31 protein-coding genes and 1 riboswitch are annotated in these 26,997 nt (G+C 37.0%); of the genes, 8 read left to right on the plus strand and 23 right to left on the minus strand.

Annotated features, from left to right (window positions below; translation table 11 throughout):
• Positions 1–12 precede the first annotated feature (12 nt).
• The 4 genes from RRV45_RS13070 to ribE (RRV45_RS13085) all read right to left on the minus strand — a co-directional run bounded on the left by RRV45_RS13070 (position 13) and on the right by ribE (RRV45_RS13085) (position 3,775).
• The gene (locus RRV45_RS13070; protein ID WP_315665130.1) at positions 13–1,260 is read right to left on the minus strand and encodes an EAL and HDOD domain-containing protein; all 1,248 of its coding nucleotides are present in this window, start codon (positions 1,258–1,260) and stop codon (positions 13–15) included.
• Between the two features lie 145 nt (positions 1,261–1,405).
• Positions 1,406–1,876 carry a 6,7-dimethyl-8-ribityllumazine synthase gene (gene ribE / locus RRV45_RS13075; RefSeq protein WP_315665131.1) on the minus strand — a complete coding sequence of 157 codons (471 nt, stop codon included), beginning with the start codon at positions 1,874–1,876 and terminating at the stop codon, positions 1,406–1,408.
• A 15-nt stretch (positions 1,877–1,891) separates the two neighbouring features.
• On the minus strand, positions 1,892–3,085 hold the full coding sequence (locus RRV45_RS13080; RefSeq protein WP_315665132.1) for a bifunctional 3,4-dihydroxy-2-butanone-4-phosphate synthase/GTP cyclohydrolase II: 1,194 nt from the start codon (positions 3,083–3,085) through the stop codon (positions 1,892–1,894).
• A 36-nt stretch (positions 3,086–3,121) separates the two neighbouring features.
• Complete coding sequence (gene ribE, locus RRV45_RS13085) at positions 3,122–3,775, minus strand: riboflavin synthase (protein WP_315665133.1); 654 nt, start codon at positions 3,773–3,775, stop codon at positions 3,122–3,124.
• A 118-nt stretch (positions 3,776–3,893) separates the two neighbouring features.
• A riboswitch (FMN riboswitch) is annotated at positions 3,894–4,041 on the minus strand.
• Between the two features lie 133 nt (positions 4,042–4,174).
• On the opposite strand from ribE (RRV45_RS13085), the gene RRV45_RS13090 reads away from it, so the two are divergent.
• Positions 4,175–4,999, plus strand: a complete 825-nt coding sequence (locus RRV45_RS13090) for an EcsC family protein (protein WP_315665134.1) — start codon at positions 4,175–4,177, stop codon at positions 4,997–4,999.
• A 40-nt stretch (positions 5,000–5,039) separates the two neighbouring features.
• Here RRV45_RS13090 and RRV45_RS13095 read toward each other — a convergent pair whose 3' ends face one another.
• From RRV45_RS13095 to RRV45_RS13120, 6 genes are all read right to left on the minus strand, one after another.
• Positions 5,040–5,609: a peroxiredoxin family protein gene (locus RRV45_RS13095; RefSeq protein ID WP_315665135.1), complete on the minus strand. Its 570-nt coding sequence runs from the start codon at positions 5,607–5,609 to the stop codon at positions 5,040–5,042.
• 105 nt (positions 5,610–5,714) lie between these two features.
• Entirely contained in the window at positions 5,715–6,500 is a 786-nt protein-coding gene (locus RRV45_RS13100; RefSeq protein WP_315665136.1) for a hypothetical protein, read from the minus strand.
• A gap of 157 nt (positions 6,501–6,657) precedes the next feature.
• Positions 6,658–7,434, minus strand: coding sequence for an ABC transporter permease (locus RRV45_RS13105; protein WP_315665137.1), 777 nt, complete (start codon positions 7,432–7,434; stop codon positions 6,658–6,660).
• Positions 7,431–8,336: an ABC transporter ATP-binding protein gene (locus RRV45_RS13110; protein ID WP_315665138.1), complete on the minus strand. Its 906-nt coding sequence runs from the start codon at positions 8,334–8,336 to the stop codon at positions 7,431–7,433. The genes RRV45_RS13105 and RRV45_RS13110 overlap by 4 nt, the downstream gene beginning before the upstream one ends.
• Complete coding sequence (locus RRV45_RS13115; RefSeq protein WP_315665139.1) at positions 8,336–8,536, minus strand: PLD nuclease N-terminal domain-containing protein; 201 nt, start codon at positions 8,534–8,536, stop codon at positions 8,336–8,338. The genes RRV45_RS13110 and RRV45_RS13115 overlap by 1 nt, the downstream gene beginning before the upstream one ends.
• A 120-nt stretch (positions 8,537–8,656) precedes the next feature.
• Positions 8,657–8,980, minus strand: coding sequence for a DUF4870 domain-containing protein (locus RRV45_RS13120; RefSeq protein ID WP_315665140.1), 324 nt, complete (start codon positions 8,978–8,980; stop codon positions 8,657–8,659).
• A 249-nt stretch (positions 8,981–9,229) separates the two neighbouring features.
• On the opposite strand from RRV45_RS13120, the gene RRV45_RS13125 reads away from it, so the two are divergent.
• The 4 genes from RRV45_RS13125 to RRV45_RS13140 all read left to right on the plus strand — a co-directional run bounded on the left by RRV45_RS13125 (position 9,230) and on the right by RRV45_RS13140 (position 12,719).
• Complete coding sequence (locus RRV45_RS13125) at positions 9,230–10,009, plus strand: undecaprenyl-diphosphate phosphatase (RefSeq protein ID WP_315665141.1); 780 nt, start codon at positions 9,230–9,232, stop codon at positions 10,007–10,009.
• Between the two features lie 35 nt (positions 10,010–10,044).
• Positions 10,045–10,635 (plus strand): undecaprenyl phosphate transporter UptA, encoded by a 591-nt coding sequence (locus RRV45_RS13130; protein ID WP_315665142.1) that lies wholly within the window; start codon positions 10,045–10,047, stop codon positions 10,633–10,635.
• 105 nt (positions 10,636–10,740) lie between these two features.
• Complete coding sequence (locus tag RRV45_RS13135) at positions 10,741–11,865, plus strand: amidohydrolase (RefSeq protein ID WP_315665143.1); 1,125 nt, start codon at positions 10,741–10,743, stop codon at positions 11,863–11,865.
• Positions 11,866–12,155: 290 nt separating this feature from the next.
• Entirely contained in the window at positions 12,156–12,719 is a 564-nt protein-coding gene (locus RRV45_RS13140; protein WP_315665144.1) for a GNAT family N-acetyltransferase, read from the plus strand.
• 57 nt (positions 12,720–12,776) lie between these two features.
• On the opposite strand, the gene RRV45_RS13145 is transcribed toward RRV45_RS13140, so the two are convergent.
• On the minus strand, positions 12,777–12,935 hold the full coding sequence (locus RRV45_RS13145; RefSeq protein ID WP_315665145.1) for a hypothetical protein: 159 nt from the start codon (positions 12,933–12,935) through the stop codon (positions 12,777–12,779).
• A 214-nt stretch (positions 12,936–13,149) separates the two neighbouring features.
• Between RRV45_RS13145 and RRV45_RS13150 the strand changes: the two genes are divergently transcribed.
• Positions 13,150–14,508: an MATE family efflux transporter gene (locus RRV45_RS13150; RefSeq protein ID WP_315665146.1), complete on the plus strand. Its 1,359-nt coding sequence runs from the start codon at positions 13,150–13,152 to the stop codon at positions 14,506–14,508.
• A 48-nt stretch (positions 14,509–14,556) separates the two neighbouring features.
• Here RRV45_RS13150 and RRV45_RS13155 read toward each other — a convergent pair whose 3' ends face one another.
• A complete protein-coding gene (locus RRV45_RS13155; protein WP_315665147.1) occupies positions 14,557–15,330 on the minus strand; it encodes an SDR family oxidoreductase in 774 nt (257 codons plus the stop codon).
• Positions 15,331–15,497: 167 nt separating this feature from the next.
• On the opposite strand from RRV45_RS13155, the gene RRV45_RS13160 reads away from it, so the two are divergent.
• Positions 15,498–15,971: an Hsp20/alpha crystallin family protein gene (locus RRV45_RS13160; RefSeq protein WP_315665148.1), complete on the plus strand. Its 474-nt coding sequence runs from the start codon at positions 15,498–15,500 to the stop codon at positions 15,969–15,971.
• 72 nt (positions 15,972–16,043) lie between these two features.
• On the opposite strand, the gene RRV45_RS13165 is transcribed toward RRV45_RS13160, so the two are convergent.
• The 5 genes from RRV45_RS13165 to RRV45_RS13185 form a co-directional block, all read right to left on the minus strand.
• Entirely contained in the window at positions 16,044–16,826 is a 783-nt protein-coding gene (locus tag RRV45_RS13165) for a CAP domain-containing protein (protein ID WP_315665149.1), read from the minus strand.
• Between the two features lie 340 nt (positions 16,827–17,166).
• Entirely contained in the window at positions 17,167–18,567 is a 1,401-nt protein-coding gene (locus RRV45_RS13170) for a sensor histidine kinase (protein WP_315665150.1), read from the minus strand.
• Entirely contained in the window at positions 18,557–19,240 is a 684-nt protein-coding gene (locus RRV45_RS13175; RefSeq protein WP_315665151.1) for a response regulator transcription factor, read from the minus strand. The genes RRV45_RS13170 and RRV45_RS13175 overlap by 11 nt, the downstream gene beginning before the upstream one ends.
• Positions 19,240–20,217, minus strand: a complete 978-nt coding sequence (locus RRV45_RS13180) for a YncE family protein (RefSeq protein ID WP_315665152.1) — start codon at positions 20,215–20,217, stop codon at positions 19,240–19,242. Before RRV45_RS13180 ends, RRV45_RS13175 begins: the two co-directional genes overlap by 1 nt.
• A gap of 83 nt (positions 20,218–20,300) precedes the next feature.
• Positions 20,301–20,561 (minus strand): hypothetical protein, encoded by a 261-nt coding sequence (locus RRV45_RS13185; protein ID WP_315665153.1) that lies wholly within the window; start codon positions 20,559–20,561, stop codon positions 20,301–20,303.
• Between the two features lie 111 nt (positions 20,562–20,672).
• Between RRV45_RS13185 and RRV45_RS13190 the strand changes: the two genes are divergently transcribed.
• The gene (locus RRV45_RS13190; protein ID WP_315665154.1) at positions 20,673–20,912 is read left to right on the plus strand and encodes a DNA alkylation repair protein; all 240 of its coding nucleotides are present in this window, start codon (positions 20,673–20,675) and stop codon (positions 20,910–20,912) included.
• A 36-nt stretch (positions 20,913–20,948) separates the two neighbouring features.
• On the opposite strand, the gene RRV45_RS13195 is transcribed toward RRV45_RS13190, so the two are convergent.
• From RRV45_RS13195 to RRV45_RS13220, 6 genes are all read right to left on the minus strand, one after another.
• Positions 20,949–21,776, minus strand: coding sequence for a hypothetical protein (locus RRV45_RS13195; protein ID WP_315665155.1), 828 nt, complete (start codon positions 21,774–21,776; stop codon positions 20,949–20,951).
• A 113-nt stretch (positions 21,777–21,889) separates the two neighbouring features.
• Positions 21,890–22,819, minus strand: coding sequence for a CobW family GTP-binding protein (locus tag RRV45_RS13200; RefSeq protein WP_315665156.1), 930 nt, complete (start codon positions 22,817–22,819; stop codon positions 21,890–21,892).
• Complete coding sequence (locus tag RRV45_RS13205; protein ID WP_315665157.1) at positions 22,816–23,217, minus strand: hypothetical protein; 402 nt, start codon at positions 23,215–23,217, stop codon at positions 22,816–22,818. The genes RRV45_RS13200 and RRV45_RS13205 overlap by 4 nt, the downstream gene beginning before the upstream one ends.
• A 106-nt stretch (positions 23,218–23,323) precedes the next feature.
• On the minus strand, positions 23,324–24,262 hold the full coding sequence (locus RRV45_RS13210; protein WP_315665158.1) for an LCP family protein: 939 nt from the start codon (positions 24,260–24,262) through the stop codon (positions 23,324–23,326).
• Positions 24,263–24,433: 171 nt separating this feature from the next.
• On the minus strand, positions 24,434–25,843 hold the full coding sequence (locus tag RRV45_RS13215; protein ID WP_410489382.1) for a lmo1851 family serine protease: 1,410 nt from the start codon (positions 25,841–25,843) through the stop codon (positions 24,434–24,436).
• Between the two features lie 204 nt (positions 25,844–26,047).
• The gene (locus RRV45_RS13220) at positions 26,048–26,902 is read right to left on the minus strand and encodes a M15 family metallopeptidase (RefSeq protein ID WP_315665160.1); all 855 of its coding nucleotides are present in this window, start codon (positions 26,900–26,902) and stop codon (positions 26,048–26,050) included.
• Between the last annotated feature and the right edge of the window lie 95 nt (positions 26,903–26,997).

Consider the following 26,997-nt stretch of genomic DNA (forward strand, 5'->3'; position numbering starts at 1 on the left):
GCCTCTTCATATTTAATATGTGAATTTTTCTTCTAACACAAGCTCATTAGACCAGTTTAATGATTCTGCATACAACTTGAATAAGTCTTTTTCATCGATGTTTATTTCTTTGCATTTTTCACTTATGACACCCCACTGAGCAGTTTCCACTGCAAGAACGAGATCAAGAACATCCTTCAATTGATTTGGCTGCCCATTTAAAGCATCACAAATATCTTCTTCAAGAGGAAGTTCATTTAGTATCATGTTCATTGGCATAGATAAAATCGAATCCATGATGGAAAACATCCCTGTCATAAAATAGCTTGGAGAAGGTGACCTTTTCACTTTCATTTTTGCAATTTCTTCACACAATTTTGCTCTTGTGAGACTAATTTGAATGGTTTCTTGAGATATATTCCTTTTCTCAATTGTTGATTCCCGGACAGCTAATACATATATCCATTTTTCTAATTCAATTAAACCGAGCAAGACTACTGCTTGTTTAATTGAATTTATCTTTTGCTTAGGTCTAAAAGCAGGAGAATTTATCAATTTCAATAATTTGTATGATAAGGAAATATCCCTTTCAATCAGTTCAGTAATTCGATCAATACTTGGTTCATTTGTTGCAAAGTTTTTGATCATTTCATAGTAGGAGTGGAAGTAAGCTGGTATGTCACGAGTTGAGAGTATACTTGGCTTAGCAAAGAAGTATCCTTGGAAATAGTGATACCCTCGTTTCCTCGCCTCTTCAAATGCCTCTCTAGTTTCAACCTTCTCAGCAACTAATTTCAGATTCATTGACTTGACAACCCATTCAATTTCCTCTCTCATTTCGGCTGTAGTTGAGAGAAAATCAACTTTAACAAAATCCGCATTTTTAAGAAGCTCATATGAATACTTATTCTCTTTATTGAAAACATAATCATCTAGCGCTATTTGGTAACCAAGCCCCTTCAGCTCTTTGCAGATTTCTACCAATTCAGCATTAGGATCAATGGATTCCAAAATTTCAACAACTATTTCACGCGGTCGAAAATAAGTTGGAAGCTTAAGCTTTAGCAGTTTTTCGGTAAAATTAATAAAACAAGGCTTACCGTTAGAGAGCTTATCAATCCCAATATTTAAAAAACTATTAACTATAAGTTCTGTTGTCGCTTGATCACCATCAATATCAGGAAAGGCATTTACTTTCTGATTCTTGCGGTAAAGAAGCTCGTATCCGAATACATCTTCATTAGCATTAAGAATCGGCTGCCTCGCTACAAAAACCTCCATACATTACCTCCGAAAAATACTGCATATAATGATAGTCCCTATTGTATACAATAAACTTAATTAAGTTTGTCGAAATATGCAATAATTGAAAAAATTATCTATTCTATGCAATTTTACAGAGACAATCGGAAATCAGCAACCATTCTTATTTGGAAATCTGTTTATATAAATTACCCATCTCAATAGCTCCTACCGCTGCATCCCAGCCTTTATTTCCAGCCTTTGTGCCTGCGCGTTCAATTGCCTGTTCAATCGTATCTGTCGTTAACACGCCAAAGATAATGGGGATTCCGCTCTGCATTCCGGTTGAAGCAACCCCTTTTGCAACCTCATTACTGACGAAATCAAAATGTGGCGTTGCACCTCTTATGACAGTTCCTAGTGTAATAATCGCGTCATACCCTCCGGCTTCAGCGAGCTTTTTGGCTACTAATGGGATTTCAAAAGCTCCTGGCACCCAAACAACGGTTACATCCTCTTCACTTACACCGTGGCGTTTAAGAGCATCTTCTGCCCCGGTTAATAATTTCCCAGTAATAAATTCATTGAATCGTGCCACAACAATACCAATTTTCAATCCTGATCCAACTAAATGCCCTTCGATTACTTTTTTCATTATTCATCTCTCCCATTATAATTTTAATAAATGTCCAAGCTTTGTTTTTTTCGTTTTTAAATAGGCTTCATTTTCACTCTTTGCCGGCATTTGCAATGCAACGCGTTCTGAGACCTCTAACCCATAGCCAGCCAAACTAGCAATTTTTCTCGGATTGTTTGTTAAGAGCCGCATTTTTTTCACACCTAAATCTCGTAATATTTGTGCACCTACTCCGTAATCACGTAAATCATCGCCAAATCCAAGCTTATGGTTTGCCTCAACTGTGTCGTACCCTTCTTCTTGAAGCTCGTAAGCCTTCATTTTGTTGATGAGGCCAATTCCTCTGCCTTCCTGTCTCATATACAGAAGAATGCCTCTCCCTTCCTTTTCAATTTGGGCTAATGCAGCTTCCAGCTGAGGTCCACAATCGCATCTGTTTGAACCGAAAACATCTCCTGTTAGACATTCCGAATGGACTCTTAATAGGACGGGCTCGTCTTCGGTAATTTCTCCTTTTACTAAAGCAACATGCTCTTTGTCATCCAATTTACTCGTATATCCAACAGCTCTAAACAATCCGTATTGGGTCGGAAGCTTAATATCAGCCTCTCTTTTTACAAGAGAATCATGTTCAAGCCGATATTCAATGAGCTGTTGAATGGTAATCATTTTTAGATCAAATTTTTTGGCTATGATCTCTAAATCCTTTACACGGGCCATTGTTCCATCATCCTTCATAATTTCACAGATGATGCCCGCTGGCTTCGCACCGGCAAGACGTGCCAAGTCGACAGCTGCTTCCGTATGTCCTGCTCTTCTTAATACGCCGCCTTCCTTTGCAATTAAAGGGAATATATGTCCAGGGCGATTAAATTCATCCGGATGTGCATCATCCTTCAGCATTCTTTCGATCGTAAACGCCCTCTCAAAAGCACTTATTCCAGTCGTTGTTTCTTTGTGATCGATTGATACAGTGAATGCTGTGCCGCGACTGTCTGTATTATTTTTCACCATTGGAAGAAGATCTAATTTTTTGGCCAGCCCTTCAGAAATGGGTGTACAAATGAGTCCTCTTCCTTCTTTCGCCATAAAGTTAACTGTCTCTGGAGTCACAAGCTCGGCAATAGAAAGAAAATCGCCTTCGTTTTCCCTGTCTTCATCATCACAAACAATGATGACTTTCCCTGCTTTCAAATCTTCTAATGCTGCCTCTATTTCACTGAACATGCTTTCCCTCCTGGTGCCAACATAGTTTTTTAAAAATTAAAGAAAACCATTTTCTTTTAAAAAGCCTTCAGAAATACCTGGATTCTCAGTCTTATTATTTTGTTCCTTTGTTATGAATGAATACAGATATTTAGCCAGCATATCAAACTCAAGATTGACAATCTCCCCAACTTGCTTAAGTCCTATTACCGATTCCTTAGCAGTATGTGGGATAATCGAAACTGTCACTGATTGTTCTGTAACCCCAAAAATAGTTAACGAGGTGCCATCAATGGCGATGGACCCTTTCATTAATTGGAGGTGATTAAAGGAACTTGGCACTGATATTTCAATATATATAGCATTTTCATTTGCGGTCTTTTTAAGTATTTTACCTGTACCATCCACATGACCTGTTACGAAATGGCCTCCAAAACGGCCATTTGCAGCCATAGCTCTTTCCAGGTTGACCTTTGCCCTTTCCTTTAAAGATGACAAAGAGGTGCTTTTAAACGTCTCCGGCATAACATCTGCGGAAAAGCCGTCCTGATTAAACTCTGTAACAGTCAAACAGACACCATTGACAGAAATACTGTCACCAAGCTTTAGATCATGGAGAATCTTTGAGGCTTTAATCGTTAATTTAATCGAATTTCCAATCTGGGCGGTTCGTTCTACTATCCCTAATTCCTCAATAATTCCTGTGAACATATAATTTCCTCCCTTCATTTGAAATTCTTCAGAAAAAAACCCGTACAAATAAATGTACGGGGCATAATAACATAGCTAAATAAGCGTAAAGAAAAAAGACTTTTTTACGCAAGCTTGTCCATTCCTTCTCCCATCCAGACTTTAACTGTCGGCTTTGGAATTACACCAAATCCACCGTTTTCAACATTGAAACCGGGTCACGGACTAAGAGGATTTTTCTCCTCATCACCGCCGGTTGGGAATTTCACCCTGCCCCGAAGGATTCTTATTCGATTAGTAAAAATAGTATCATGAGTTTTATAAATAAACAATTAAATTCACTTGGCTGTTAACTAATTGAAACTTTTTAGTCTATATAGCGTATATGTATGTATCTAAAACGGGAAGGAATATGCTGAAATGGAGACAAAAGAACAATTACTGCTGGAATTAAAAAAGAGTGAGGACTGGGAAAAGGCGCAAAATGACTTATGGTTTTGGGAAAAGCTTGGCAGACTGCCATTTAAGCTTTTGGACAAGTTCACACCTGCTTTTTTACAAAAGAAAATTGGGGTTATCCTTGATGAACTTGGCCAATATATTCAATCTGGCGGAAGATATTTAAGCTCTGTTTCTTCTTTAAAATCATATTATCCCGATAAGTATATTAATAATTTAGAGGAAGTTTATTCCATACCTATTAATGAAATGGATGCTGCTGTTACTAAACTGACAGGAAACCGGAAACGACTCGCTACGCTCCAAGGTGCCAGTACAGGAGTTGGCGGCATTCTAACCTTATCACTAGACATTCCACTTCTTCTTGGGATCCAGTTAAAAACACTTCAGGACATCGCTATTTGCTACGGATATGATCCAAAAGATAAGAGAGAAAGAATGTATATGGTGAAAGTCCTGCAATTCGTTTCTTCTGATATCGTTGGGAAAAAAGCGATTCTGCAGCAGCTTTCCTTAATCGATTCGCCAAATGATAGTGCTAACAGAGAGGTTATTTCAGAGATTCAAGGATGGCGTGAGGTGGTTTTTACATATAGAGATCAAATCGGCTGGAAGAAGCTTTTTCAAATGATCCCTATTGCCGGTCTTTTATTTGGAGCCTTTATCAATCGCTCAGCAGTTAATGATATTGCCGAGGCTGGAATGATGCTCTATCGAAAACGAAGAATTAAAGAGAAATTAGAAGCTGATTCAAAAAATAAGGAAAAAAACCTGCCTGGCCAATGAATAGATTAGCCAGACAGGTTTTTTGTCATTCTATCTCTTATTAAGGTAAACGTTGAATTAGTTTTTCCATTGCGTCTTCATCTACTGCCCCTAACACTTTTTTACGAATAATACCATCTGAGTCAATAAAAAAGCTCGTTGGATAGACCATAATGCTATAATCACTAAATGCCTTTCCTTTTTCATCAAGCGGGATTGTAAAGGTTAATTGATAATCTTCTACAAATTGATCAACATGATTTCTGTTTTTTTCCGATGTTGTCACATTTACTCCAAGGATTTCAAACCCATCCTTTTTATATTTTTGATACAGCTTTTCCATATGCGGCATTTCAGCCTTACAAGGAGGGCACCAAGTTGCCCAAAAATTTAGCAGGACCTTTTTCCCCTTATAGTCACTGAGCTTTACTATATTCCCATTCAAATCCGCAAGGGTAAAATCAGGTGCCCTTCTGCCTTCCTCGATCCCAATTTGAATCGTTTCAGGATTTTCTATCCGATCGTATTTCTGATTGAGGTTGTTTACAATACCTTTATCCTGGAGAATCATTTTATCGACCATAAATAAACACAGAACGATTACGCCCACAATCAGCAAAAACTTTTTCATGCTACACCTCATCACTAATATCTTGATGCAAAATCTCTATTGATTAATATACTATATTAGCCTTTAAGAAACCATTTATCTGCATGAACGAGTCTATCTTTTAAATTAGTGATTTGACGACTGAAATAATTTAGTTATGATAGCATACATCAACAGCTTGTCCTCTGCCAAAATTGATTGCCCAAATGTAAGAACTGGCATATTCGGATCTTTAAATCTGTTTCCCCATTCCAAAGGCATCCAGCCTTTTCGCAGCCTGCCTATCGGTGTTAAATTAGTATGGAAAAATCTAATATCCATAAATTGAAAGGATCGCTTAACTATAATTGTATTACTTTCATTATCATAAGTGAATGTAAAGCTTTTATTGGTTGGCTCGCAAAAAATTGTTGTAAGAACGTTTGAATTAGCATCGGTTATTTCTATTTGTTTTTTCTTTAATGTAAAGCATCTAAGTAATTGGTTGGTTTCATCATAAAAGCCATACCTTTTCTCAAAAAACCTATCAAGGAAATAAGGTAAAAACCATCGAAACTTCCAAAATTGCATATCCCTAATCTCTCCGAGAAGCTTACCATTTATATCAAAGATTTGCATTCTTAAAGTAGGGGACGGCAAAAAAGTAAGAATCACCTGATCTTTGTCTAATAAAAGACCATTATCTAATTGATTTTGCAAAATCGAAATTTCCTTAGAACGCTGATCGTTTAATAAATAATAGTGATAGCAAATAAGGCTATAAAGTAAAAAAGGAATAATCACTAGAACAAAACTTATGTTTGGGGCAATAATTATTCCATAAAGGATAAACAAAAATGGAGGAAATAATGAGGCTAGGCTGGCATTTAAAGATATCATAGCTGACTTCTTATAATATTCTTGAATATTCATAACCAAATCTCCTAACATACTAAATAGGAAATTCATTCCCAGTAATGTGTTTATATACTAAATTAATAGAGTCTCTTTCCTATATCTATTAACTATTTTCTTCAAACATGATTTTTTCTGTAAAAAAAATAAAAAAAGAATCCAAAACCATGGATTCTTAAGCAAGTTCTTTTTTCCGAAATATATGAATGCTTCCTGCAAGCATTATAAAAATGCTAACAATTGAAACGATTAAAGCTGGTAAGGTTTCTTTCGGGGCTCCCCCGTAAAACAGTAATTGACTTGTATATGCCGGAAGCTGAACTGGACTCCAATCTAACCAATTTGCAAATATACTATTGATAATACTTAATAGAATAATAGCTGTTAGCGAGACAAAACCTACAGCTCCAGGAGATTTGAAGATTGTATTAAAAAGAAACGTAACCGTTAAAACAAATGACAGCCAGATACCATTTAAAAGGAAAGACTGGATAAAGTCAGCGAAAGGAACTGCTTCAAACAAAATAACGACATAATACCATGATGCAAGATAGCCTGCGAAATAAGAAGCCCATAATAACAGCAAGGCACCGGCCCATTTTGCTGTAATAAAAGATGTATAAGATACAGGCTTTACCAAAATGAGACCTGCGACACCACTTTTTCTTTCTCCGGCAATGATGCCCATTGAAGTTAAAGCAATAATTAAAACGCCTAAAGTATTAAATTGACTAAGGATTGCAACCATAACCTCTGATGCAGATGGGACTGGAAGCTGAATGACAGCCCCTTCTGGCAATCCTCCGACAGCATCAAGGATCTGAGGCATGTAATACAGTGTTAATGGTTCTTTTACCGAAAGCAAAATAAAGACAAGTGGAACCCAAACCCATTTAAAATTTCTCGACATTTCAACCATTTCTTTATTAAAAAGAGTCAACCATTGGCTCATTTTTGCACCACCTTCATAAATACATCCTCTAGACTTGTTCTGCTAATCTCAAACTTAAGTATTGGCAAGTTTTTTTCAACTATTTTTTTAAGAACAGCTCCTTTTGCCATTTCAACATCACTGGCTGCAATCCTGATAATATTCCCGTCTACTGAGACTGGTAATGATAAGCTTGAAAAATTTTCAGCAAACTCGTCTGCTTTCCCCCGGAATACTAGCTCAATCTTAGCGTGCTGATGTTTTTCACGAAGCTCTTCCATTGATCCTGATTCTATTATTTCCCCATTATGCAGAAACAGGATTTCATCACAAACCTCCTCAGCATCATTTAAAATATGTGTGGAAAAAAGAATAGTTGTTTCTTTTTTCAACTTTTCAAGAAGCTCGAGAACTTCTCTCCGGCCAAACGGGTCAAGAGCGGACACAGGTTCATCCAGCATAACTAATTTTGGCTTGTGAATGATTGCCTGAGCAATTCCGAGCCTCTGCTTCATTCCGCCTGAATACTTTCCAATGCGGCGGTTCTTCGCATCAGCAATCCCTACTAATTCAAGAAGCTCATCTGTCCGTTTTTTTGATTCACTTTTCTGTAAACCAGCTAATTGCCCTGCGTATTCTAGAAATTCCTTGCCCGTCATCCATTCATAGAACACCGGATGCTGCGGAAGATAACCGATCCATTTTCGAAAGTCTGCCCCCTTTTCCATATCTACAAATTCAATGCTGCCCGAGGTTGGCATCATTAGACCTGAAAGCATTTGCAAGGTCGTTGTTTTTCCAGCTCCATTTGCTCCAAGTAAGGCGATACACTTTTCTTTCGTTAGAGTAAAATCCAACCCTTTAATTACTTCAAGGTTTTTAAAGGCTTTTTTAAGTCCTTTGACATTGACAACTACAGACATTAATGATTTCTCCTTCCAACAACAAAATACAGGATCGGGCCGACGAGATTTACAAATAAGATAATGATTGCCCACAACCACTTTGGCCCATTGGTTTTTTCAATACGGACTAAATCAATAACTGCAATGACTAATAAAATGAGCTGTATAACAATAATGGGAGCAAGGATTGCCCAATTGATGCTTTGTAATAATTCCATTTTATATAACCTCCTAAGTAATCATTAATTTGTTTACAGCTATTAGACGTCTCAGTTCAGAAATCGTTCAAAAAAAATAAAAAAAGTCTAAGAGATTAATAATCCCCTAGACTTAAAGCTTTATCTAAGAATCCTAAACACTAACGGAATATGGTATTCCTTTCCTTCGTACGCTTTTATCGCAGCAATAATCGTAAAAATAAATCCAAGTGCCCCTACAATCCATATTGTGACGAAACCGATTAGAACGATCATTAAGATTCCACTGATCAAAGCATACACTCCATAAGAGATCACAAAATTAAAATATTCCTTGCCGTGTTGATCAATAAATGGTGAATCGTTTTTCTTTAATAGCCAAATAATTAGCGGCCCAACGATGGTTGTAAAAAAACTTGTTACATATATGGCTGCTGCCAGCATTCTTTCATCCTGTGATGGCATGTTTCATTCCCCCAATTCCTTTTTTCGATAACTTATAAATAATTCCTCTTACGTTACTATTTACGTCTTAAAAGCTAAAATGTTTCATAAAATTTCACACATTTTTATTTGCCTTACACTATATGCCAATTTCGGTTCTTGTTTAGGACAAGATGAATACAATTTGTAAAGACAACCTCTATTTGGAAAACGACTTACATATTTCATCCAAGAGGTTAGAAGATTTTTTACAGAGGGTGATGCCATTTGATGTCAAAGCTTGAAGCATTTATACTCGGAATCATTCAGGGGCTTACCGAATTTTTGCCTATTTCAAGTACGGGGCATTTGTATTTAGGGAGACACTTATTCGGTCTGGATGAAGCGGGTCTTTTTCTAGATACGATGCTGCATGTCGGTACATTACTTGCCGTGCTTGTCGTATACAAAAACGAACTTCTACAAGTTCTGAAAAACCCATTAGGCAAGCTTTCGATGCTGCTAGTCATTGGAACGATTCCGGCAGTTATCGTTGGCTTGTTATTTAGTGACCTATTTGACTCAATCTCAAAAACAGGGGTTACGATTGGCTGGGAATTTTTAGTGACTGGGATGATTCTTTGGTTTGCCGATCGAATTCGTAATGGGGCAAAGAAAATGGAGAGTATTTCCTATGGGGATGCATTATTTATTGGTACTTTTCAGGCAGCAGCCATATTCCCAGCTGTTTCAAGGTCCGGCCTTACGATAGCGGCAGGATTATTTAGAAAACTTGATAGGGAGACAGCCGCCTATTTCTCATTTTTATTGTCAATTCCAGCGATAGCGGGAGGGATTGTTCTTCAATTTGGCGAGATGCTATCAGGCCGCACCGAAGCCATTTCCTTAGGAAGTCTGTTTGTCGCTACCCTTTCTTCTGCAATTTTTGGATATATGGCAGTTGTCTGGATGATTAATTTTCTAAAAAGGAAATCACTGAAAATTTTTGCCGTTTATGTTTGGGTTCTTGGCATATCGATCATCATCCTTCAAATGACAGGGATATTCTAATGGTCCCGATTTGAGATTAAAAGGGGTTATACAAGATGAAAGAGTTTATTCTTTCTGTTTTTGACATTTTATCACAGCTTGGCTATTTTGGTATTGCTATTGGCCTGATGGTGGAAGTGATACCTAGTGAAATTGTTTTAAGCTATGGAGGCTATTTAATTAGCACTGGACAAATTCATTTCTGGGGTGCCCTTATCGCAGGAGTTGTTGGGGGAACCTTTGCTCAGCTATTCCTATATTGGCTCGGGGTTTATGGCGGAAGGCCAGTCCTTGATAAGTACGGGAAATTTTTATTAATCAAAAAATCCCATTTGGATGCTTCAGAGGAATGGTTTAAGAAATATGGGACAGGAGTCATATTTACGGCACGATTTGTCCCTGTCATTCGCCATGCGATTTCCATTCCAGCTGGCATTGCCAAAATGCCGTTATCCACTTTCACTTTATATACGATAGCAGCCATGATTCCATGGACCGTATTATTTTTATTATTAGGCATGGAGTTAGGTGATCATTGGAGGGATATTAAAAACTATGCAAAGCCATTTCTGATGCCAATTATCATTTTGGCTTTTGTGTCGATCGGAATTTATTTCTATTATAAAAAACGCCAAGAAAAAATATAATCTCTCTCCGCCGCTTATTGCGGCTTTTTCTATTAAATTATATTTCTTATTATTATCGTATTAGTTAAAATAGAAACAAAAAAGTTAATACCAGAAAGGAATACCATGACAAAAATATTATTGAAAAACGCCAATGTTTACCCAGTTACAGAATCTCCGTTTTTTGGCGATGTTTTAGTGGAAAACGGGAAAATTGCCGGAACTGGAAAAATAGATGTTTCAGGTCCAGATATATATGTCATCGAATGTCATAGCCGTTATTTACTGCCTGGATTTATCGATGTTCATACACATCTCGGGCTGTACGATGAAGGAACAGGCTGGGCAGGAAATGATGCCAATGAAACAGCTGAGCTCATGTCACCTCATGTACGAGCAATGGATGGTGTCTACCCTCTAGATCCAGCATTTTCTGATGCAGTAAAATACGGAATTACGACCGCTCACATTATGCCTGGCAGCGCAAATGTAATTGGCGGAACAACGTCTGTTATCAAAACGGCTGGAAAGAATATTAAGAAAATGCTTGTCCAGGAAACCGCAGGATTGAAAATCGCTCTTGGCGAAAATCCAAAGCAAATTCACAGCCAAGGGAATAAAGACTCGATCACCAGAATGGGAATTATGGGAAAGCTTCGTGAAGTATTCTATGAGGCTATACAGTCAAATCAGCCTGAATCATTACGAACCGTTCCCATTATTCAAGCTCTCAATCGAGAAATCCCTGTTCGGATTCATGCTCATCGTGCAGATGATATAATATCTGCTGTCCGATTTGCAGAGGAATTTAATCTCGATTTACGGATTGAGCACTGTACTGAAGGTCATCTCATTGCTGAGGAATTAGCCAATCTCAACTTAAAGGTATCAGTCGGCCCAACTTTAACAAGACGTTCGAAAGTAGAGCTTAAGAATAAAACATGGAAAACATATCAAGAACTTACGAACCAAGGTGTGGAGGTATCAATAACAACAGACCATCCCTATACACCTATTCAATATTTGAACTTATGTGCTGCTATCGCCGTACGTGAAGGCTTATCAGAGCAAAAAGCTTTAGAGGGAATTACCATTCTCCCAGCGAAAAATCTGCGCATTGACAAACAGCTGGGCAGTATTGAAACCGGGAAGGATGCTGATTTAGTTCTTTGGAGCCATCACCCCTTTCATTATCTCGCAAAACCAAAATGGACAATGATAAACGGAGTTTTTGAATACACAGAGTCATAAGAAAATTGTAGGATTTTGCTGTTGAAACTTGTTGAAAAAAATTCACAAAAAACCTATTTCCTTTTTTATTTTTTTTTAGTATTATACGATAGTAAAATATTTTTTTATTATAATTCAAATATCGGAAACGATAGAATAGGGAAGGCAAATGGTGCGCCACCAGTAAAACTGGTTCTAGTGGGTTCGATTCCCACCCCGAAATTTTTTAGCAACATACAAAAAATTTCGAGGGTGGACCGTAATCTCTATTTGGCATGGAGAAGGACTGTCCTCAAACTGGAGGGATAACCTTGCTCAAGAAACGTGATTTTCATGAATGCCATGATTTGTATGATTTAATGACGCATCCTGATGTCTTCCCTTTTGTGCGCCAAAAAGCCAATTCCTATGATGAGTTTGTCTTTATTACAAAACAAACGATAGAGGCTGAAGAACGTGGTGAACTAATATCACGTACCATTCTTGATGAGTGGGGTGCTCCAATTGGGACAATTAATTTATTTGATATCGAAGAAAATGCAGGCTTTTTAGGTACTTGGCTAGGAAAGCCATACCATGGCATGGGCTATAATAAATTAGCCAAGGATGCATTTTTTGATGAGCTCTTTTATGAAATTGGGATTGAAACGATCTTTATGCGGATTAGAAAAGAAAATATTCGTTCACAAAAGGCGGCCGAAAAGCTTCCCTATGTGATTCTTGCCAATGAATCAAGAAAATCAGTCTATGAACAGTTGAATGCAAATGGATTTATCTATAATTTGTATGAGATTCCTAAAGATTTATATACATTTGAAGTTCTTCGGCATCGAACTTCTTCACTTCAAGGTTCAACACATTTAATGGAAGCATAATAAGAGCAAAAAGCCAAACGAGTATCGTTGGCTTTTTGCTTTTTAATGCTTATGAGTTTAGTCTGTGATTGTTGAATCCATTTCATCATGTTTTTCACTTATCCCCATTTGTCCCATTAATTCCTCTAATTCTTCATTCGTGAGTGTTTCAAAACGACCATCATGAAACAATACCTGTGTCTGATTAGGATTAATTCTGTTTAAATGAAAGCTCATATTTTCCCACTCCTTTATCCATGATTAAAAGTTTCTTTATCATATATATTTCGCAAAATAATACTTTTTCATTCATGATTTTTAAAATTTCACATAATTGAAAAATCATTTTGTCGAAATCATGACAATTCGCATTCAACTTGTTTTATGGGTATAAATAAATAGGATATGATATAATTTCTTTTTCGAATTAAAATTGGAAGAGGAATAAAACATGAATGAAACATACACGAAAAAGGAAAAATTAAAGCAGCTATTAACAATATTAATTCCGATTTTGATCACACAGCTCGCTATGTATTCTATGAGTTTTTTCGACACGATGATGTCAGGGCATTATAGTTCTGAGGATTTAGCCGGCGTTGCAATCGGTTCTTCGCTTTGGATGCCTGTTTTTACGGGGCTAAGCGGGATTCTTTTATCGATTACTCCTATTGTTGCACAGCTTATTGGGGGAAGAAAAAAAGGGGAAGTAGCCTTTTCTGTCCTTCAAGGGGTCTATCTTGCTGTGATCATCTCGATTATTGTGTTAATATGTGGCGGTTTTGCACTAAACCCGATTTTGCACGCAATGGATTTAGAGGAAATTGTTCATTTGAAGGCGTATGGCTATTTAGTTGCCTTAGGCTTTGGGATCGTTCCGCTATTCGTATACAATGTTTTGCGTTCATTTATCGATGCGCTAGGGAAAACTCGTGTAACAATGTTAATTACACTAATGGCTTTACCTATAAATGTCATCTTTAATTACTTGCTAATTTATGGGAAACTGGGGTTTCCTGAGCTTGGCGGTGTAGGAGCAGGCTATGCAACGGCTATAACCTATTGGCTGATTACCATTATTGCCTTTTTCATTGTCCATAAAGCGGTTCCCTTTTCATCGTTTGGGATTTTTCGAAAGTTTTATTCTGTATCTTTTGCAAAATGGAAAGAAATCCTTGTTATCGGAATTCCTATTGGCTTCGCCATCTTCTTTGAAACGAGTATATTTGCTGCGGTTACCTTGTTCATGAGTAAGTTTACTACCGCAACCATTGCCGCCCATCAGGCAGCATTAAATTTTGCTTCTCTCCTTTATATGGTTCCACTAAGCGTTTCAATGGCCTTAACTATTGTCATAGGATTTGAAGTTGGAGCTAAGCGATATAAGGATGCTAAAGAATATAGCTGGATTGGTATAACCATTGCAGTAATTATGGCTTCCCTATGCGGAATATTATTATTTTTTACTCGTTCAGAGGTCGCTGGAATATATTCGAATGACCCTGAAGTAATAAATCTTACCGCTCAATTCTTAATCTATGCAATCTTCTTCCAGCTTTCAGACGCCATTCAAGCACCAGTACAAGGCGTATTGAGGGGATATAAAGATGTCAATATTACCCTAATAATGACCTTAATATCCTATTGGGTTATTGCCCTTCCCTTTGGATATTTTCTGGCAAATTACACGAACTGGGGAGCATACGGCTATTGGATTGGCTTAATTACCGGCTTAGCTGCTGGGGCGATATGTTTATCAAGCAGGCTTGTTCTAATTCAAAGGAAACCACTTATGCAACAAAGGGCTTAAGAAAACTAGAGATGGGGAATTTTCAGATTCCCCATCTTTTTTTATCTATCAATCTCTGAATACCTTTCCTAATACATCTTTTCCTCCGGTTACTGGTATGATGCTTCCTGTAATAAAGTCGGATTTTTCATCGATAAGAAACGAAATCACTCTTGCAATATCCTCCCCAGTCCCAGGTCTGCCAATTGGGGTGTCGTCATTTATTACTTCCACAGCTTGAAATATCTCTTTTTCCTTCCAATCTTCTGTAATGTCACCAGGACAAACCATATTAGCTGTAATTTGATGTTTTGCTTCTTCTAGTGCAATTGTTTTAGTTAAAGAGGCAGCTCCGCATTTTGCGGCAGCAAATGCAGATCTGTATATCCAGCCTGGAACAGTCTCAACCCGGTCAAAGCCAATTGTAATAATTCGGCCCCACCCTTTTTCCCTCATTCGAGGCAGCAATAATTTGCTTAAATAAAATAGTGCATTTAAATTCCCGTTAATGATGTAATTCCACTCGCCAAATGAATATTCGGTTAATACTTTCCTTTCATGCATATAAGGCCCTGCATTATGGACTAATATATCTATATTTGAAAAAACGGCCAAAGCCTCATCTATAGCTCTCTGACATTCTTCTAAAGTTGTGATATCGCCGCCGATGGCGATATTTTTCGTTCCAAAATTTTTTGATAGTTCCTCGGCAAGTGAGACAGCTTCCACTTTGCTTTTTCTGTAATTGATCACAAGATGAACATCATTTTCAGCCAGCTGATAAGCTGTTCTTTTGCCAATGCCTGTTGCTCCCCCTGTTATTAAAGCTGTTTTTCCTCCCACAGAAATACCTCGCAATACCATTTATTTTTTTATCCTATATAATCAATATACTATTAAGAACATCTATTATATGCAAATGAAAGACATATTTTATTAACGAATAGGCGTGTTTCTGCATACCTTAAACCATACGAATGTTCTAGCTGCTTGAAAGGAGGATGTGCCCTATGTTTCCTTGGTCCTCATTCCCATTTAATAAGGATATGAAGAATATGATGAAGCAGATGAAGCCAGATGAGGTTAACAAATATGTACAAAGCATTATGGACCAGATGATGCCTCAGCAAATGCAAGGTATGATGAATCCGCAAAATATCATGCCCGGATTTAATAACGGAAACGGGCAGAGCCAAAAATTGAATTCACTTCCCTCTTCTGTTTTTGAAACTCATGATGATGTTTTTGTTAGAATACCCATAAAAAATGAGCAGTGGTTGAAGGATATGAGGATTTATCATACGTCTAATCAAATAATTATTGAGCATATACCTGAACATGAGGATAAGCATACCATTATTCTCCCCGCCCTTGTGAGAAAAAAGGGGGCAACCGCTCTATATAAGGACGGAACGCTTGAATTGAAAATTCCTAAAAATATCGACATGCAATATTCTGAAATTGATGTTACTGAAACTTTATAAAGTATCAGGGATAAAATAATATAACAGTAAAAAGAGCAGCGTTACACTGCTCTTTTTAAAATGTTTTATTAATTATTTTCCAATAAACATTTGTGTCCAGTAGTTTCCTTCTGCTACATGGCCAACACCAATATGAGTAAAGTTTGCATTTAAGATATTTTTACGGTGGCCTTCACTATTCATCCATGCGTTAACAACTTCTTCAGGAGAACGTTGTCCCATAGCGATGTTTTCACCTGCTGTACGGTAAGTGATGCCGAATGATTTCATCATATCAAATGGTGATCCGTAAGTTGGGCTATTATGATCAAAGTAACCTTTTGCTTTCATATCACTTGATTTTGCACGAGCAACCTTGCTCAAGTTTACATCAAGCTGAAGAGCTGGTACGCCGTATTTAGCACGCTGTTGATTTGTTAATTCAACCACTTTTTGCTCAAAAGCACTTACAGATGAAGAAGCTGGTGCTGTTGGAGCTTTAGCTGGCTGTTGCTGTACTGGCTGCTGTTGAACTGGCTTTTGTACAGGCTTTTGTACTGCTGGTTGTTGTTGTACAGGCTTTTGCTGTACTGGTTGTTGCTGAACTGGCTTCTGCTGCACTGGTTTTTGTTGTACTGGTTGTTGAACAAATTGTTTAGTTAATTCATTCATATCCAATTGAATATTGTAATTCTTAAGGTATTTTTGCAGAATGCTATTAACTTGATCGGAATTTATATTAGCAGGTTGTGAGTAATAAACTTTAACTTGTTGTGGTGTTGGGCAATTGGATGCTGCTTCTGCCTTATTCACCACTGGATTAGAAACTAGTAAAGCTGCCGCTGCTGCTACTGAAAATAACATTTTTTTATTCATCTATTGTATCCTCCCTGATGTGAGTTATTTAAGTGCTGTCTTGCTTGCACAATCATCATAACACATGGTTTTTCGTAATATTTCTGGGGGGATTTAACAATTACGTTGTACATGAAACAAATTAAACTAGAATCATCACATGAATCTAGTAAAACCCCTTTATTTAGTAGGTTTATAAAAAATAGACTGGATGATATTCACTTGGATAAATAACCCTTTTGAGGAAGCGGCCCTAAAGGTGCTCCATAATATTACTAAGAATTCGGTGTTGACAAGTTTTTATAGAGGGAGCTTGTTTTACTATTGTTACAAAATCATTACACATATGATGGCTTTATAACTAAAGATCGATAACTGGAAGAATAATCCTAACAGTCGTCCCCATACCAAGGTTGCTCGTGATCATTAGCTTTCCGCCATGGAGATTAATAATCTTTTCGACAATCGCAAGCCCCAAACCTGTTCCCCCATCCTTTCTTGTCCTCGCCTTATTAACTCTGTAAAATCGCTGCTTTATTTTATCAATATCTTCTGGTGGAATTCCTATTCCGGTATCCTTCATTTCAATACAGCAGCCTTCCTTTATTTTATAAAGCTCTAGGCTGATTTTTCCGTTGTCAGTGTATCGAATTGAATTGTCCATTATATTTTGGACTATCTGTTCAATCCGGCCTTCATCTCCATTTATAATAATATCCGGATCGAGCTGATAATGGAGGTCTATATTCTTATTCTTTATGATTGGTCCGTACTTTTGCAAAGAGTTTTCAATAATTTGAGCAAGTGGAAGCGGCATTTTTTCCAACTTAAATTCTTCCGAATCCAGACGTGAAAGATCAAGAAGATCACCAACAAGCCGTTCCATTCTTCCTGCTTCCCGATGAATGATATGTACATATCGTTCATGGTCTTCCTTTTTTGCAATCCCAGAAATTAATGCTTCACTGTACCCTTTTACATAACTTAACGGGGTTCTTAGTTCATGAGAGACATTGGCGAGAAACTCTTTTTTCCTTTCATCTTCACGCTGAATAGATGAAGCCATATGATTAAATGCATGTGCAAGCTGACCAATTTCATCTGTAGAATGATTGTCGATCTTTATTGAATACTCCCCCTCTGATACACGCTCAGCAGCAGCCTTCATCTCAAGTAAAGGTTTTGTCAGCCTGCGGACAAGGATCGTTCCGAAAGAAATTGCAATAATTAAAAATAGAAATGCCGCAATCATCCATAAATAAGCAAAGTCTGTCGTGACCTCAGAAATTTTTGCTAGCGGTAAATATAAATAAATAATTCCCTCAAGTCTAGTTTCATCTAAAAGTGGAATAACGACAGCCATAATTTGCCGATCAAAACGCTCCTCAAAACCAACTTTATGTACCGATTCACCTTTAAGCAGCTGTTCTCTTTCCTTTCCGCTTATTAATGCCTCATAATCGATATCAAAAGGTAAACAGGCACTTAGCTCCCTAGGATTGCTGACAATAAAAATTTCCGCTTCCGATTTAGTTCCATACCATTCAATTTTATCTTTTAATTCCTCACTTAAAGGACCCCCATCATATTCACTAGCCAAACGATTTCCTTCCTCTATTAATGAAGTCTCTACATTATTAACATATAGTTTTTCATAAAATAGATAGGAGAGGAAATAGGAATAAATAATCGTAACTAAGATGGCCGCTGTTATGGTAAGCCATAGTTTTTTTGTTAGACTATTGGTGAATTTATCCTTCATTGTGCGGCACCTCGAATTTATAACCAATCCCCCATACAGTCTGTATATAATCCCCTGCACCAAGCTTCATTCTTAGTGTTTTAATATGTGTATCGACCGTTCGAAGACTTCCTATATAATCAATTCCCCAAACCAAATCAAGAAGCTGTTCTCTACTTAATGCGTGTGATTGATGATCTACGAAGCAAAGCAGAAGTTCAAACTCCTTAAGTGTTAAAGATATATTTTCTCCAGCTACGTTAACATTTCTAGCCAAACGGTCAATGATTATTTTTCCAATTTGGATATGAGTGTCCGTTTTCGTCAGACCGCTTCTCCGCAGGACCGCATTAATTCTTGCAACAAGCTCTCCTGGACTAAATGGTTTGACTAGATAATCATCACCGCCAAGCTGAAGGGCCTTCACTTTGTCCCATTCTTCCCCTTTAGCTGATAGAAAGATGATCGGAGTATTATATTTTTCTCTAACCTTCTTACACACTTCATACCCATCCTCATCAGGCATCATAATATCAAGAATAATTAAATTAATATATGATTCCTTGAGGATAGCATATCCTTCCTGCCCATTAGCTGCAGATAAACAATGAAACCCGGAATTCTCCAGATACATTTCTACAAGATGTCTCATGTCCTCCTCATCATCAATGATAAGAATATTTTGTTTCTCCATTACTTTCTCTCCCTTAACACAATTCGAAATGGACCCTTTCCTACTGGTATTGTTTTGATTATTTCTAGGGTGGCAGGATTTACAATATGAATATCATTGCTATCATAGCCTGCTATTATTAAATATTGATCGAATATTGCTATTTCAAAGGGATTTGCACCGATAGTTTTCGAATTGATCACTTTCCCCTCAACATTTAATTGATAAAGCATACTAGATCCGTGACTGAGTACAAAAACTTGATGGTTAAATTCCAAAAAGTTTACGGGCATCGATGGAGCCGGAATTTTGTATGTTAATTCACCTGTATCTGAATTGTACACATGGATATCCTTTTCCACCTCTGCACCGGCACCATGTCCTCCAATCCAGAGTTCATTTCCACCTTCATTAAGCCATGCACCTGCAGCAGCTGGATGTATATCATATTCCGATACTTTTTTTGTACCATTTAAATCAATTACAGTGAGCTTTTCTTTACTAAAGCTCAATACATACAGCTTTTTTTCTTTAACAGATTCCAGTATCGTTAATGGATTACTCGCCGTTTTAATTTGGGCTATCTCTTCTCCATCAAAATTAAAAAATCTGATTTTCCCAAGATTTTGATCGGCTAAAGCTATATTGGAATTGGTGTTAAGCAGCTTGCCATTAACAATTCCTTTACCGGTCTTCCAGCTGCTAATCATTTTTCCGCCTTTTAAAGAAAATAAGTCAACTGTCTCTACTTGTTTCCCAAATAATAATAGTGTATCTCCATCTGGGAGAATAACGGCACCTGTATAGGGCTTCTTAAGGTCCCAATCATGAAGCTTTTTCATATTTTTGATATCAATAAAAGAAACAGTCATATCCTTAATATTAACCGTTGCAGCAATAGAAAGATCTTCTTGTATGGGCAGATACTTCTGATTGGTGCATGAGGATAATAATATTGCTATCACAAATATAATCAACAATCGGACTAATATGGGCACTGAATTCTCCTCTTTTAATCTTTTTTCCATATTATATGGCCTATATGTGTTTAATCTGTGAAGTCCATTTTAATGATTGTATGCTATTTTGTGAACTCCATCAGCACTACATGCAATTCGATTAAAGCTAGTTTACTTCGTTCAGACAACTCTGATTCGATGATTCTTTTTGTTGCCATATAATACTTCTCCATTAATGTTTTTCGAACTCTTGGATGAGCATTTTCATCTTTCAGCTCTCTTACAATAGCTTCTTTTAATATAAATTCTGCAGACTCATCAGCTGATAGGGAACGATTTTTCCAGAGCTTTCGATATTCATCTAATAAATTTTGATAATCCATATTTCTCTCACCATCTTATTTTTTTGATAGGCCTTTATTATTCCATTTTTACATAAATAAAATGGGATATGCAAAAAATAGATAAAATAATGCTGAAGGGAGATAAACTTGATGGGTACCCCATATTGCTGTCCGAATTGTAAAACTAATAGGAGCCGCTTTAATATTATTAGACAGGTTCCGCAATCCGTTAAACTTGACCCTCACACAGGAGATCTTGTGGAAGAATTTACGAACGAAAATTTAAGCCCGTTCCATATGGCATATAAAGGACCGGAAATTAAAGTTCAATGCGGTTCCTGCGGGTTAGTAGAAGATGAAAGAACATTTATTAAATTTGGTGAGAGATAGCAAAAAATAGCAAAAACAAAAAAACTTGAGGCAATCTCAAGTTTTTTTGTGTATATCCTGCAAGAAACGAACGGTATCTACTTTCCATGGGTCTGCATATGAAAAACGGACTAAATATATGCTTTCATTAAAGCTTTTTCTTCCTGCATTTCGAATAGTCATATCTATTTCAACAGGTACTTCTATACTTAATTCATTGGATAGATCTTCAACAGGTAAAATGGCCATACGATTCAAATTAATATTTTCAATCTTCTTTAGATTGCCTTTCCCTTTCATTTCTTGCAGTGAAAAGGAGGAAACAATGCTAGCATCCTGCTGTTTATACCCTGTAATATAAGCACTGATTATTTCATAAGGATCGGCACTGCCAGCGTATTCCTTAAGCTTTCCTGCAGCTTTTAATATCATTAATTTATGGGATAGATCCATAAAGTTAGTACGATGTGTTGTACTTCCATGAAAATGAATACAAAAATGCCCGGGAAAATTATTCTGCAAGGCACCAGCTCCGTGGGGCATCCCATGCATGGAGGCTGCAAGCCATTTTCCTTTATGGATAACGATAATCGCTCTCCTCTTCCAGCTCCATTTTCCATCATAGATTTCCTTCATTATTTTAGTTTCTGTTAATGTTAAGGGCTGAACATCAGCATGGTGACTGCCAGCTCTTCTTTGTACTTTAAACTTTTTACCTGTTTCCACATCCATGACGGTGAATTTTGAGAATTTGGGCAAAATTTTATTAACCTGTTCCCATGGCAGCATTTCAATTTCATGTCCCACCAAGCTTTCACTAGCTTGAACATTAGTATCATGGATAAATGTAGTGATAAACAGTAGAAAAGCAATGAAAAATTTCATTTTCTCCACTCAATTTCTTCGTATAATTTCTTAGTTCCTCTATGAAAGTCTTCCAAAAAACCGATACATGTATTCATTTTTAAACAAAAAATCGTGCTGACTACACGATTTCATTAAAAGCTTGGTTCTTTTTTCTCTAATACTTTAAGCTGCCTTTCTATCTCCTGCCAGTTGATATTTTCTCCGATAAAAACTAAATTAAGGGGCATATTCATATTTTCCTGCAGATAGATTGGCATGCCGTAAGAAAATTGAAAAAGAAAAGGAAAATTCGAATATGAAAATTTTATATACCCTTTTATCCTGTACATCGTATCAGGTAGATTCCTTAAAAAGTCTTCAAACTCTTCCTGTTCAACTTGCTTTTCAAACTTATAAACATAAGAACTTAACTTTAAATCCTTTTTCACATGCGAAAGGACCGTTCTTTCTTTTGTACTAAATGATAATTTCTTTATATACTCAACAGGTACTTTTGAGAATGCGGTTAAAACGGAAAAAGCACGGGAATTTAGTCCCTGTATTTCCATAGATAGTTTAGCTTGCTCTTCCTCAGATAATTCATCGGTTTTGTTTAAAAGGATTAAATCAGCATGTCGAACCTGTTCTATTAAAAGCTGCTGTACTTGAGGGCTCAATGTTTTCCGGTTAAGCCATCTAAATCCGTCAACCACCGATATGATACCCTTGACATGGATTTTATCTGCGAATAAAGGTGAAAGTACTGCATCTAGCACCTCAACTGGATGGGCCGCACCAGTTGCTTCTATATAAATGACTTCTGGTTTTTCAATCATGAGCAGCCCCTGAAGCTGTGCCTCTAATTTATCTTGAATGCTGCAGCAAATACATCCATCCAGCAGTTCTTTAAGTGGGACATCCTCTTCAATTGCGTCTGAATCAATTGATACCTTTCCAAGCTCATTCATCATGACAGCGACTCTTCGATTTTGCTTTTTTTCCTCTATTAACAGCTGCTTTAATAAGGTTGTTTTTCCGCTGCCTAAAAACCCCGCCAACACATATATTTCTGTCAATATCATGTAACTTCCCGCTCTCTCCTATGATCTTCATAAATTTCTTCGATCATTTTTTGTAATTTTTTCTCTAAAGAATTCAGGTTTAAATTTATTAGATAGCCTACTGTATGAAACATTTCCATCTTGCATTTCCATATAGGAATATATCCATTAGGATAATATATCCCATTTATTTCTACCCCTATTTCTAAATAGGACTTATAGCTATCTGAAAATAGATCTTCCTGTGTTGCAGACTTTCCTTTTTTTTCACGTAATAGCTCGATTATTAACTTTTCCGTCAGCATACTAAAATTGTTTTCATACTTGCCTTGAAGTATTTTTCCTAGCTCTTCACACTCGTTTTCAACCGTAGCTACCTCTTGTCTTATTTGTTCATTAAGGTGAACAATTTGTTTCAAGAAATCACCTCATCACACTATGCCTAAAGACACATTTTATCCCATTACCTTGTTAGTTACAATTGTAAAGACCCGAGAATACATAAAGCGGGCATAAGCCCGCTTCTTATTTTTCGTGTAAAAAATCCTTAATCGCTTCTTCATTTTCCATAAAATCCAATTGCAAAACAGATCCTGCATGCTGATAATGTTTGTTTTCAAAGCTATTAGAAATGGGTACTCTTAATGTTTGGACGTCATTAACAGGATTTAAGAGAAAGCTGGCACCAAGAGAAAAGGCTTCGTCAAACTTCAGATCCGTTTCTACGTTCTGCATAGTATGCTTGATCATTTCCGGAAACCTTGCAATTCCATCAATTGTTGCAAATTGTTTAATTGTCTGATCTTTCAGTGAAATGAGAACCTCCTGCTGCCTATTAACCCTTCCAAAATCATTCATATCATCATGCCTAAATCTTACGAATGACAAGAGGTCTTCACCTTGAAGTTTTTGCTTTCCCGGTTTTACACTTAAATTCATATCATCAATCATTATTTGAGAAACCTCAACCTCAAGGCCATTAGGAGCAATCGTGTTCATCATGCTGATAAATCCTTTAAAGTCAATGACGGCAATATGATCAATGGTTACTCCAAAATTTTGTTCAACTGTTTGTTTCAACAAATCCTTTCCTCCTAAATAATAGGCATGATTGAGTTTACTATAGTTCAATGGATGATTTGGAATTTTAACGTAACTATCTCTCATGAGAGATACAAGCTTAATCTTTTTATCAGCTGGCTCATATCGTGCAAGCATAATGGTATCCGAACGTGAATTTTCTTCTCCCCTGCTATCAACACCAATTAATAAAAAATTCTTTGGCTCTTTTGCCATTTTTAACGGCTCTGATGGAATAGGAGGAATGTTTCTTTCAATCACTTTTTCAATAACAGTCATCGATTTGGAATGATCATCTTCTTTAAGGTTTCTTTCAGAGGAGAAGGATGTACAGGCACTTAACCCAGCACAAATGAAACATAGAATGATCCATCGTTTAATCAAACACATCACCTCTTTATGTGGAAAAGCTTTTTAATAAAGCTTTTTTGTTTTTCAATAAAATCTAAGACTGCCTTAACTTCATTGTTGGAAAGTAGAGGTGTTTCTATACCCGGTGTGTTTTGCTAATGCAAAAAAGCACTCTCAGCTGAAAGTGCTTTTCTACATTAATGATCAAGATTCTAGCTGTTGTTTCAAAATTTCCGCGGCTTTTTGAATTTGCGTATCATTTTGATTTAGTTTTTCTCTTACCTTTTCCATTAATTTTATAGTTGAATCTCCAGTTAAAACACCGTTAACCTCAAGTTTTTCAGCCGCCTGGAATTTTTCGACTGCATCCTTTGTTTGTTCATCAAAGAATCCATCTTCTCTTCCTGAGTCATAGCCAATAGCCTTAAGCATTTGCTGAGCAACTTTTACCTGTGCAGATGAAGAGCTAAGCTTTAATTCCTGATCTGGATCAATAACAGGCAATGATGCATACTCAGGAAGTGTAACCTCATAATCAGGGTTAATTCCTTTTTTATGTATCCAATTGCCATTTGGAGTCAACCATTTTTCGGTTGTAAACTTTAAATTGGAGCCATCTACAAAATCCTCTGCACGCTGTACAGTCCCTTTACCAAATGACTTTTCGCCGACTAAGGATACATTTGCTGATTCTTTAACAGCACCAGCAAGAATTTCTGAAGCACTGGCGCTTCCTTTATCAATGACAACAACTAGAGGAATATTGGGACTTTTTGATCCTTTAGATTTAACTTCCTCTCGATTTCCATTTCGATCCTCGATTTGGAAGATCGTTTTCCCTTCCGGAACAAAAAGACTAGAAATCTCGATTGCCCGCTCTAAAAGACCGCCGGGATTATGTCTTAAATCAAGTACAATCCCCTTCATCCCTTGACCTTGTAATTCATTTAAGGTTTCGATTAATTCCTTTGTCGTGTTCTCTGAAAAAGAAGTGATTTGGACCTTTGCAATGCCATTCTCTAGCATCTCTCCATAAACTGTCTCAATCGGAATCGTATCACGAATAATCGGAACTGTTAGTGCTTCCTCCATACCTGGTCTTTGAATTGACAGTTCAACCTTTGTCCCTTTTTTCCCTCTAATTAAGGTAACTGCCTCTGTGGCACTCATTCCCTGAATACTTTTCCCATCAACGGAAAGCACCTTATCATTTGGTTTTAATCCAGCCTTTTCAGCTGGAGAGCCCTTAATTGGGGTCACTATGACAATGAATCCGCCTTGCTCTTGTATTTCTGCACCGATTCCTTCAAAGGAAGAAGAAATGCTTTGATGAAAGCTTTTTGCCTCATCTACAGTCATATAATCCGAATATGGATCATCTAGTGCGTCAACCATGCCATTTATGGCGCCATTGATTAATTTTTCCTGGTCAACCTCCTGAAAATAGGCGTTGTTCAACGTATCAAATGCCGCATATAGTTTTTCAAATTCCTTTCGGTCACGGGTACCCATATCTACAGCCTTTTCATCGCCAAAAGCTAGTGCAAATCCTGTGATCCCTACTGATAAAAACACAATAAATAACACGAGCATAACAAAATGGAAGTTTTTCATACGAATAAAGCCCGCTTGTTTAACCGGTGGTTCTTGATTGACATCTTTCTCTTGCAAAACCTCTCACCACTTTCATAACCAAAAATTCCTCTGTGAAATCCTTAATGAATAGAATACCATTTCTATCATAAAAAGCACAAAGAAAATACCTAAACCGAAAAAAATCATGTAAAAGAAAAGAGGCCAGACATATTCTGACCCCTCCTATATTTTCTTCACAATTTCAAAATATTCTTCTAAAGTAAGCTGTTTTTCAAATATAACAGCTGCTGCTTCTTTACCAACATACCGGAAATGCCAAGGTTCAAATTTATACCCAGTGATTTCTTCTTTTCCTTTAGGGTAACGAAGAATAAAACCAAATCGATGGGCATTTTCTGCGGCCCATTTTCCTTCTGGCGTTTCACCAAATTCCTCTGATAACTCAAAATTAGCACTTTGACTGGAAATATCCATGGCTAATCCAGTTTGATGCTCGCTGCTGCCCGGAAAGGCTACAGCCTGTATTGCCTTATCCTCGCCATATTTGCTTACTTCTGCATCAAATACGGCTCTCTGTCTATCAAATGAACGATATCCGGATACGGCAAATAAATGAATCTCTTGCTTCTTTGCTTCCGTAAACATCGCTTCAAGGGCTTTAGCCGCTTCGTCCCGTAAATAGGCTTTTTCTATATCCTGTTCGCCAAACGAAAACAAAACTGCTGGTCTTATCAAATCTTCAGGGGCATACCCGTCTGGAAGAGCAAATTGTTTATTTACTAAAACCATATGATTCGTTGGATTTTGAATAATTCGCTTTCCATCTACTGTCATAATTTCATTAAAATAATTCGCTTCAAGGGAAGGAATATCATTTTCCGGGCTGTCGTTATTCTTGGCAGTTCCGCTGTCCTCTTCCTTAGCTGAAACTTCTTGTGGCTGTTTGTTTTCATCCAATTGCTCTTTAGCAGACTCTTCCTTTTGTAAAAAAGGAATCTTCTCTAAATATGGCTGAAGCTGATTACAGCCTGTAAGCATAATAGACAATATAGCGGTTAATGCAACAATCTTTTTCATTTTTTCACCTATCTTTGATTACTTTTACCGCCTATTATTTTAACATGAAAAAGAACTTTTTTCAGAAGTTTGTTTTGTTCCAATAATAATAAAAA

The organism is Bacillus sp. DTU_2020_1000418_1_SI_GHA_SEK_038 (assembly GCF_032341175.1).
Classification (GTDB): Bacteria; Bacillota; Bacilli; order Bacillales; family Cytobacillaceae; genus Cytobacillus.

Bases quoted from the DNA above. Each gene is read 5' to 3' on its own strand.
- RRV45_RS13195 (WP_315665155.1), bottom strand. From the start codon at position 21,776: ATGAAATTTTTCATTGCTTTTCTACTGTTTATCACTACATTTATCCAT.
- RRV45_RS13090 (WP_315665134.1), top strand. From the start codon at position 4,175: ATGGAGACAAAAGAACAATTACTGCTGGAATTAAAAAAGAGTGAGGAC.
- RRV45_RS13220 (WP_315665160.1), bottom strand. From the start codon at position 26,902: ATGAAAAAGATTGTTGCATTAACCGCTATATTGTCTATTATGCTTACA.
- RRV45_RS13105 (WP_315665137.1), bottom strand. From the start codon at position 7,434: ATGAGCCAATGGTTGACTCTTTTTAATAAAGAAATGGTTGAAATGTCG.
- RRV45_RS13215 (WP_410489382.1), bottom strand. From the start codon at position 25,843: ATGAAAAACTTCCATTTTGTTATGCTCGTGTTATTTATTGTGTTTTTA.
- RRV45_RS13070 (WP_315665130.1), bottom strand. From the start codon at position 1,260: ATGGAGGTTTTTGTAGCGAGGCAGCCGATTCTTAATGCTAATGAAGAT.
- RRV45_RS13165 (WP_315665149.1), bottom strand. From the start codon at position 16,826: ATGAATAAAAAAATGTTATTTTCAGTAGCAGCAGCGGCAGCTTTACTA.
- RRV45_RS13095 (WP_315665135.1), bottom strand. From the start codon at position 5,609: ATGAAAAAGTTTTTGCTGATTGTGGGCGTAATCGTTCTGTGTTTATTT.
- RRV45_RS13135 (WP_315665143.1), top strand. From the start codon at position 10,741: ATGACAAAAATATTATTGAAAAACGCCAATGTTTACCCAGTTACAGAA.
- RRV45_RS13185 (WP_315665153.1), bottom strand. From the start codon at position 20,561: ATGGATTATCAAAATTTATTAGATGAATATCGAAAGCTCTGGAAAAAT.
- RRV45_RS13145 (WP_315665145.1), bottom strand. From the start codon at position 12,935: ATGAGCTTTCATTTAAACAGAATTAATCCTAATCAGACACAGGTATTG.
- RRV45_RS13170 (WP_315665150.1), bottom strand. From the start codon at position 18,567: ATGAAGGATAAATTCACCAATAGTCTAACAAAAAAACTATGGCTTACC.
- RRV45_RS13115 (WP_315665139.1), bottom strand. From the start codon at position 8,536: ATGGAATTATTACAAAGCATCAATTGGGCAATCCTTGCTCCCATTATT.
- RRV45_RS13160 (WP_315665148.1), top strand. From the start codon at position 15,498: ATGTTTCCTTGGTCCTCATTCCCATTTAATAAGGATATGAAGAATATG.
- RRV45_RS13130 (WP_315665142.1), top strand. From the start codon at position 10,045: ATGAAAGAGTTTATTCTTTCTGTTTTTGACATTTTATCACAGCTTGGC.
- RRV45_RS13150 (WP_315665146.1), top strand. From the start codon at position 13,150: ATGAATGAAACATACACGAAAAAGGAAAAATTAAAGCAGCTATTAACA.
- RRV45_RS13110 (WP_315665138.1), bottom strand. From the start codon at position 8,336: ATGTCTGTAGTTGTCAATGTCAAAGGACTTAAAAAAGCCTTTAAAAAC.
- RRV45_RS13080 (WP_315665132.1), bottom strand. From the start codon at position 3,085: ATGTTCAGTGAAATAGAGGCAGCATTAGAAGATTTGAAAGCAGGGAAA.
- RRV45_RS13200 (WP_315665156.1), bottom strand. From the start codon at position 22,819: ATGATATTGACAGAAATATATGTGTTGGCGGGGTTTTTAGGCAGCGGA.
- RRV45_RS13100 (WP_315665136.1), bottom strand. From the start codon at position 6,500: ATGAATATTCAAGAATATTATAAGAAGTCAGCTATGATATCTTTAAAT.
- RRV45_RS13190 (WP_315665154.1), top strand. From the start codon at position 20,673: ATGGGTACCCCATATTGCTGTCCGAATTGTAAAACTAATAGGAGCCGC.
- RRV45_RS13175 (WP_315665151.1), bottom strand. From the start codon at position 19,240: ATGGAGAAACAAAATATTCTTATCATTGATGATGAGGAGGACATGAGA.
- RRV45_RS13120 (WP_315665140.1), bottom strand. From the start codon at position 8,980: ATGCCATCACAGGATGAAAGAATGCTGGCAGCAGCCATATATGTAACA.
- ribE (WP_315665131.1), bottom strand. From the start codon at position 1,876: ATGAAAAAAGTAATCGAAGGGCATTTAGTTGGATCAGGATTGAAAATT.
- ribE (WP_315665133.1), bottom strand. From the start codon at position 3,775: ATGTTCACAGGAATTATTGAGGAATTAGGGATAGTAGAACGAACCGCC.
- RRV45_RS13125 (WP_315665141.1), top strand. From the start codon at position 9,230: ATGTCAAAGCTTGAAGCATTTATACTCGGAATCATTCAGGGGCTTACC.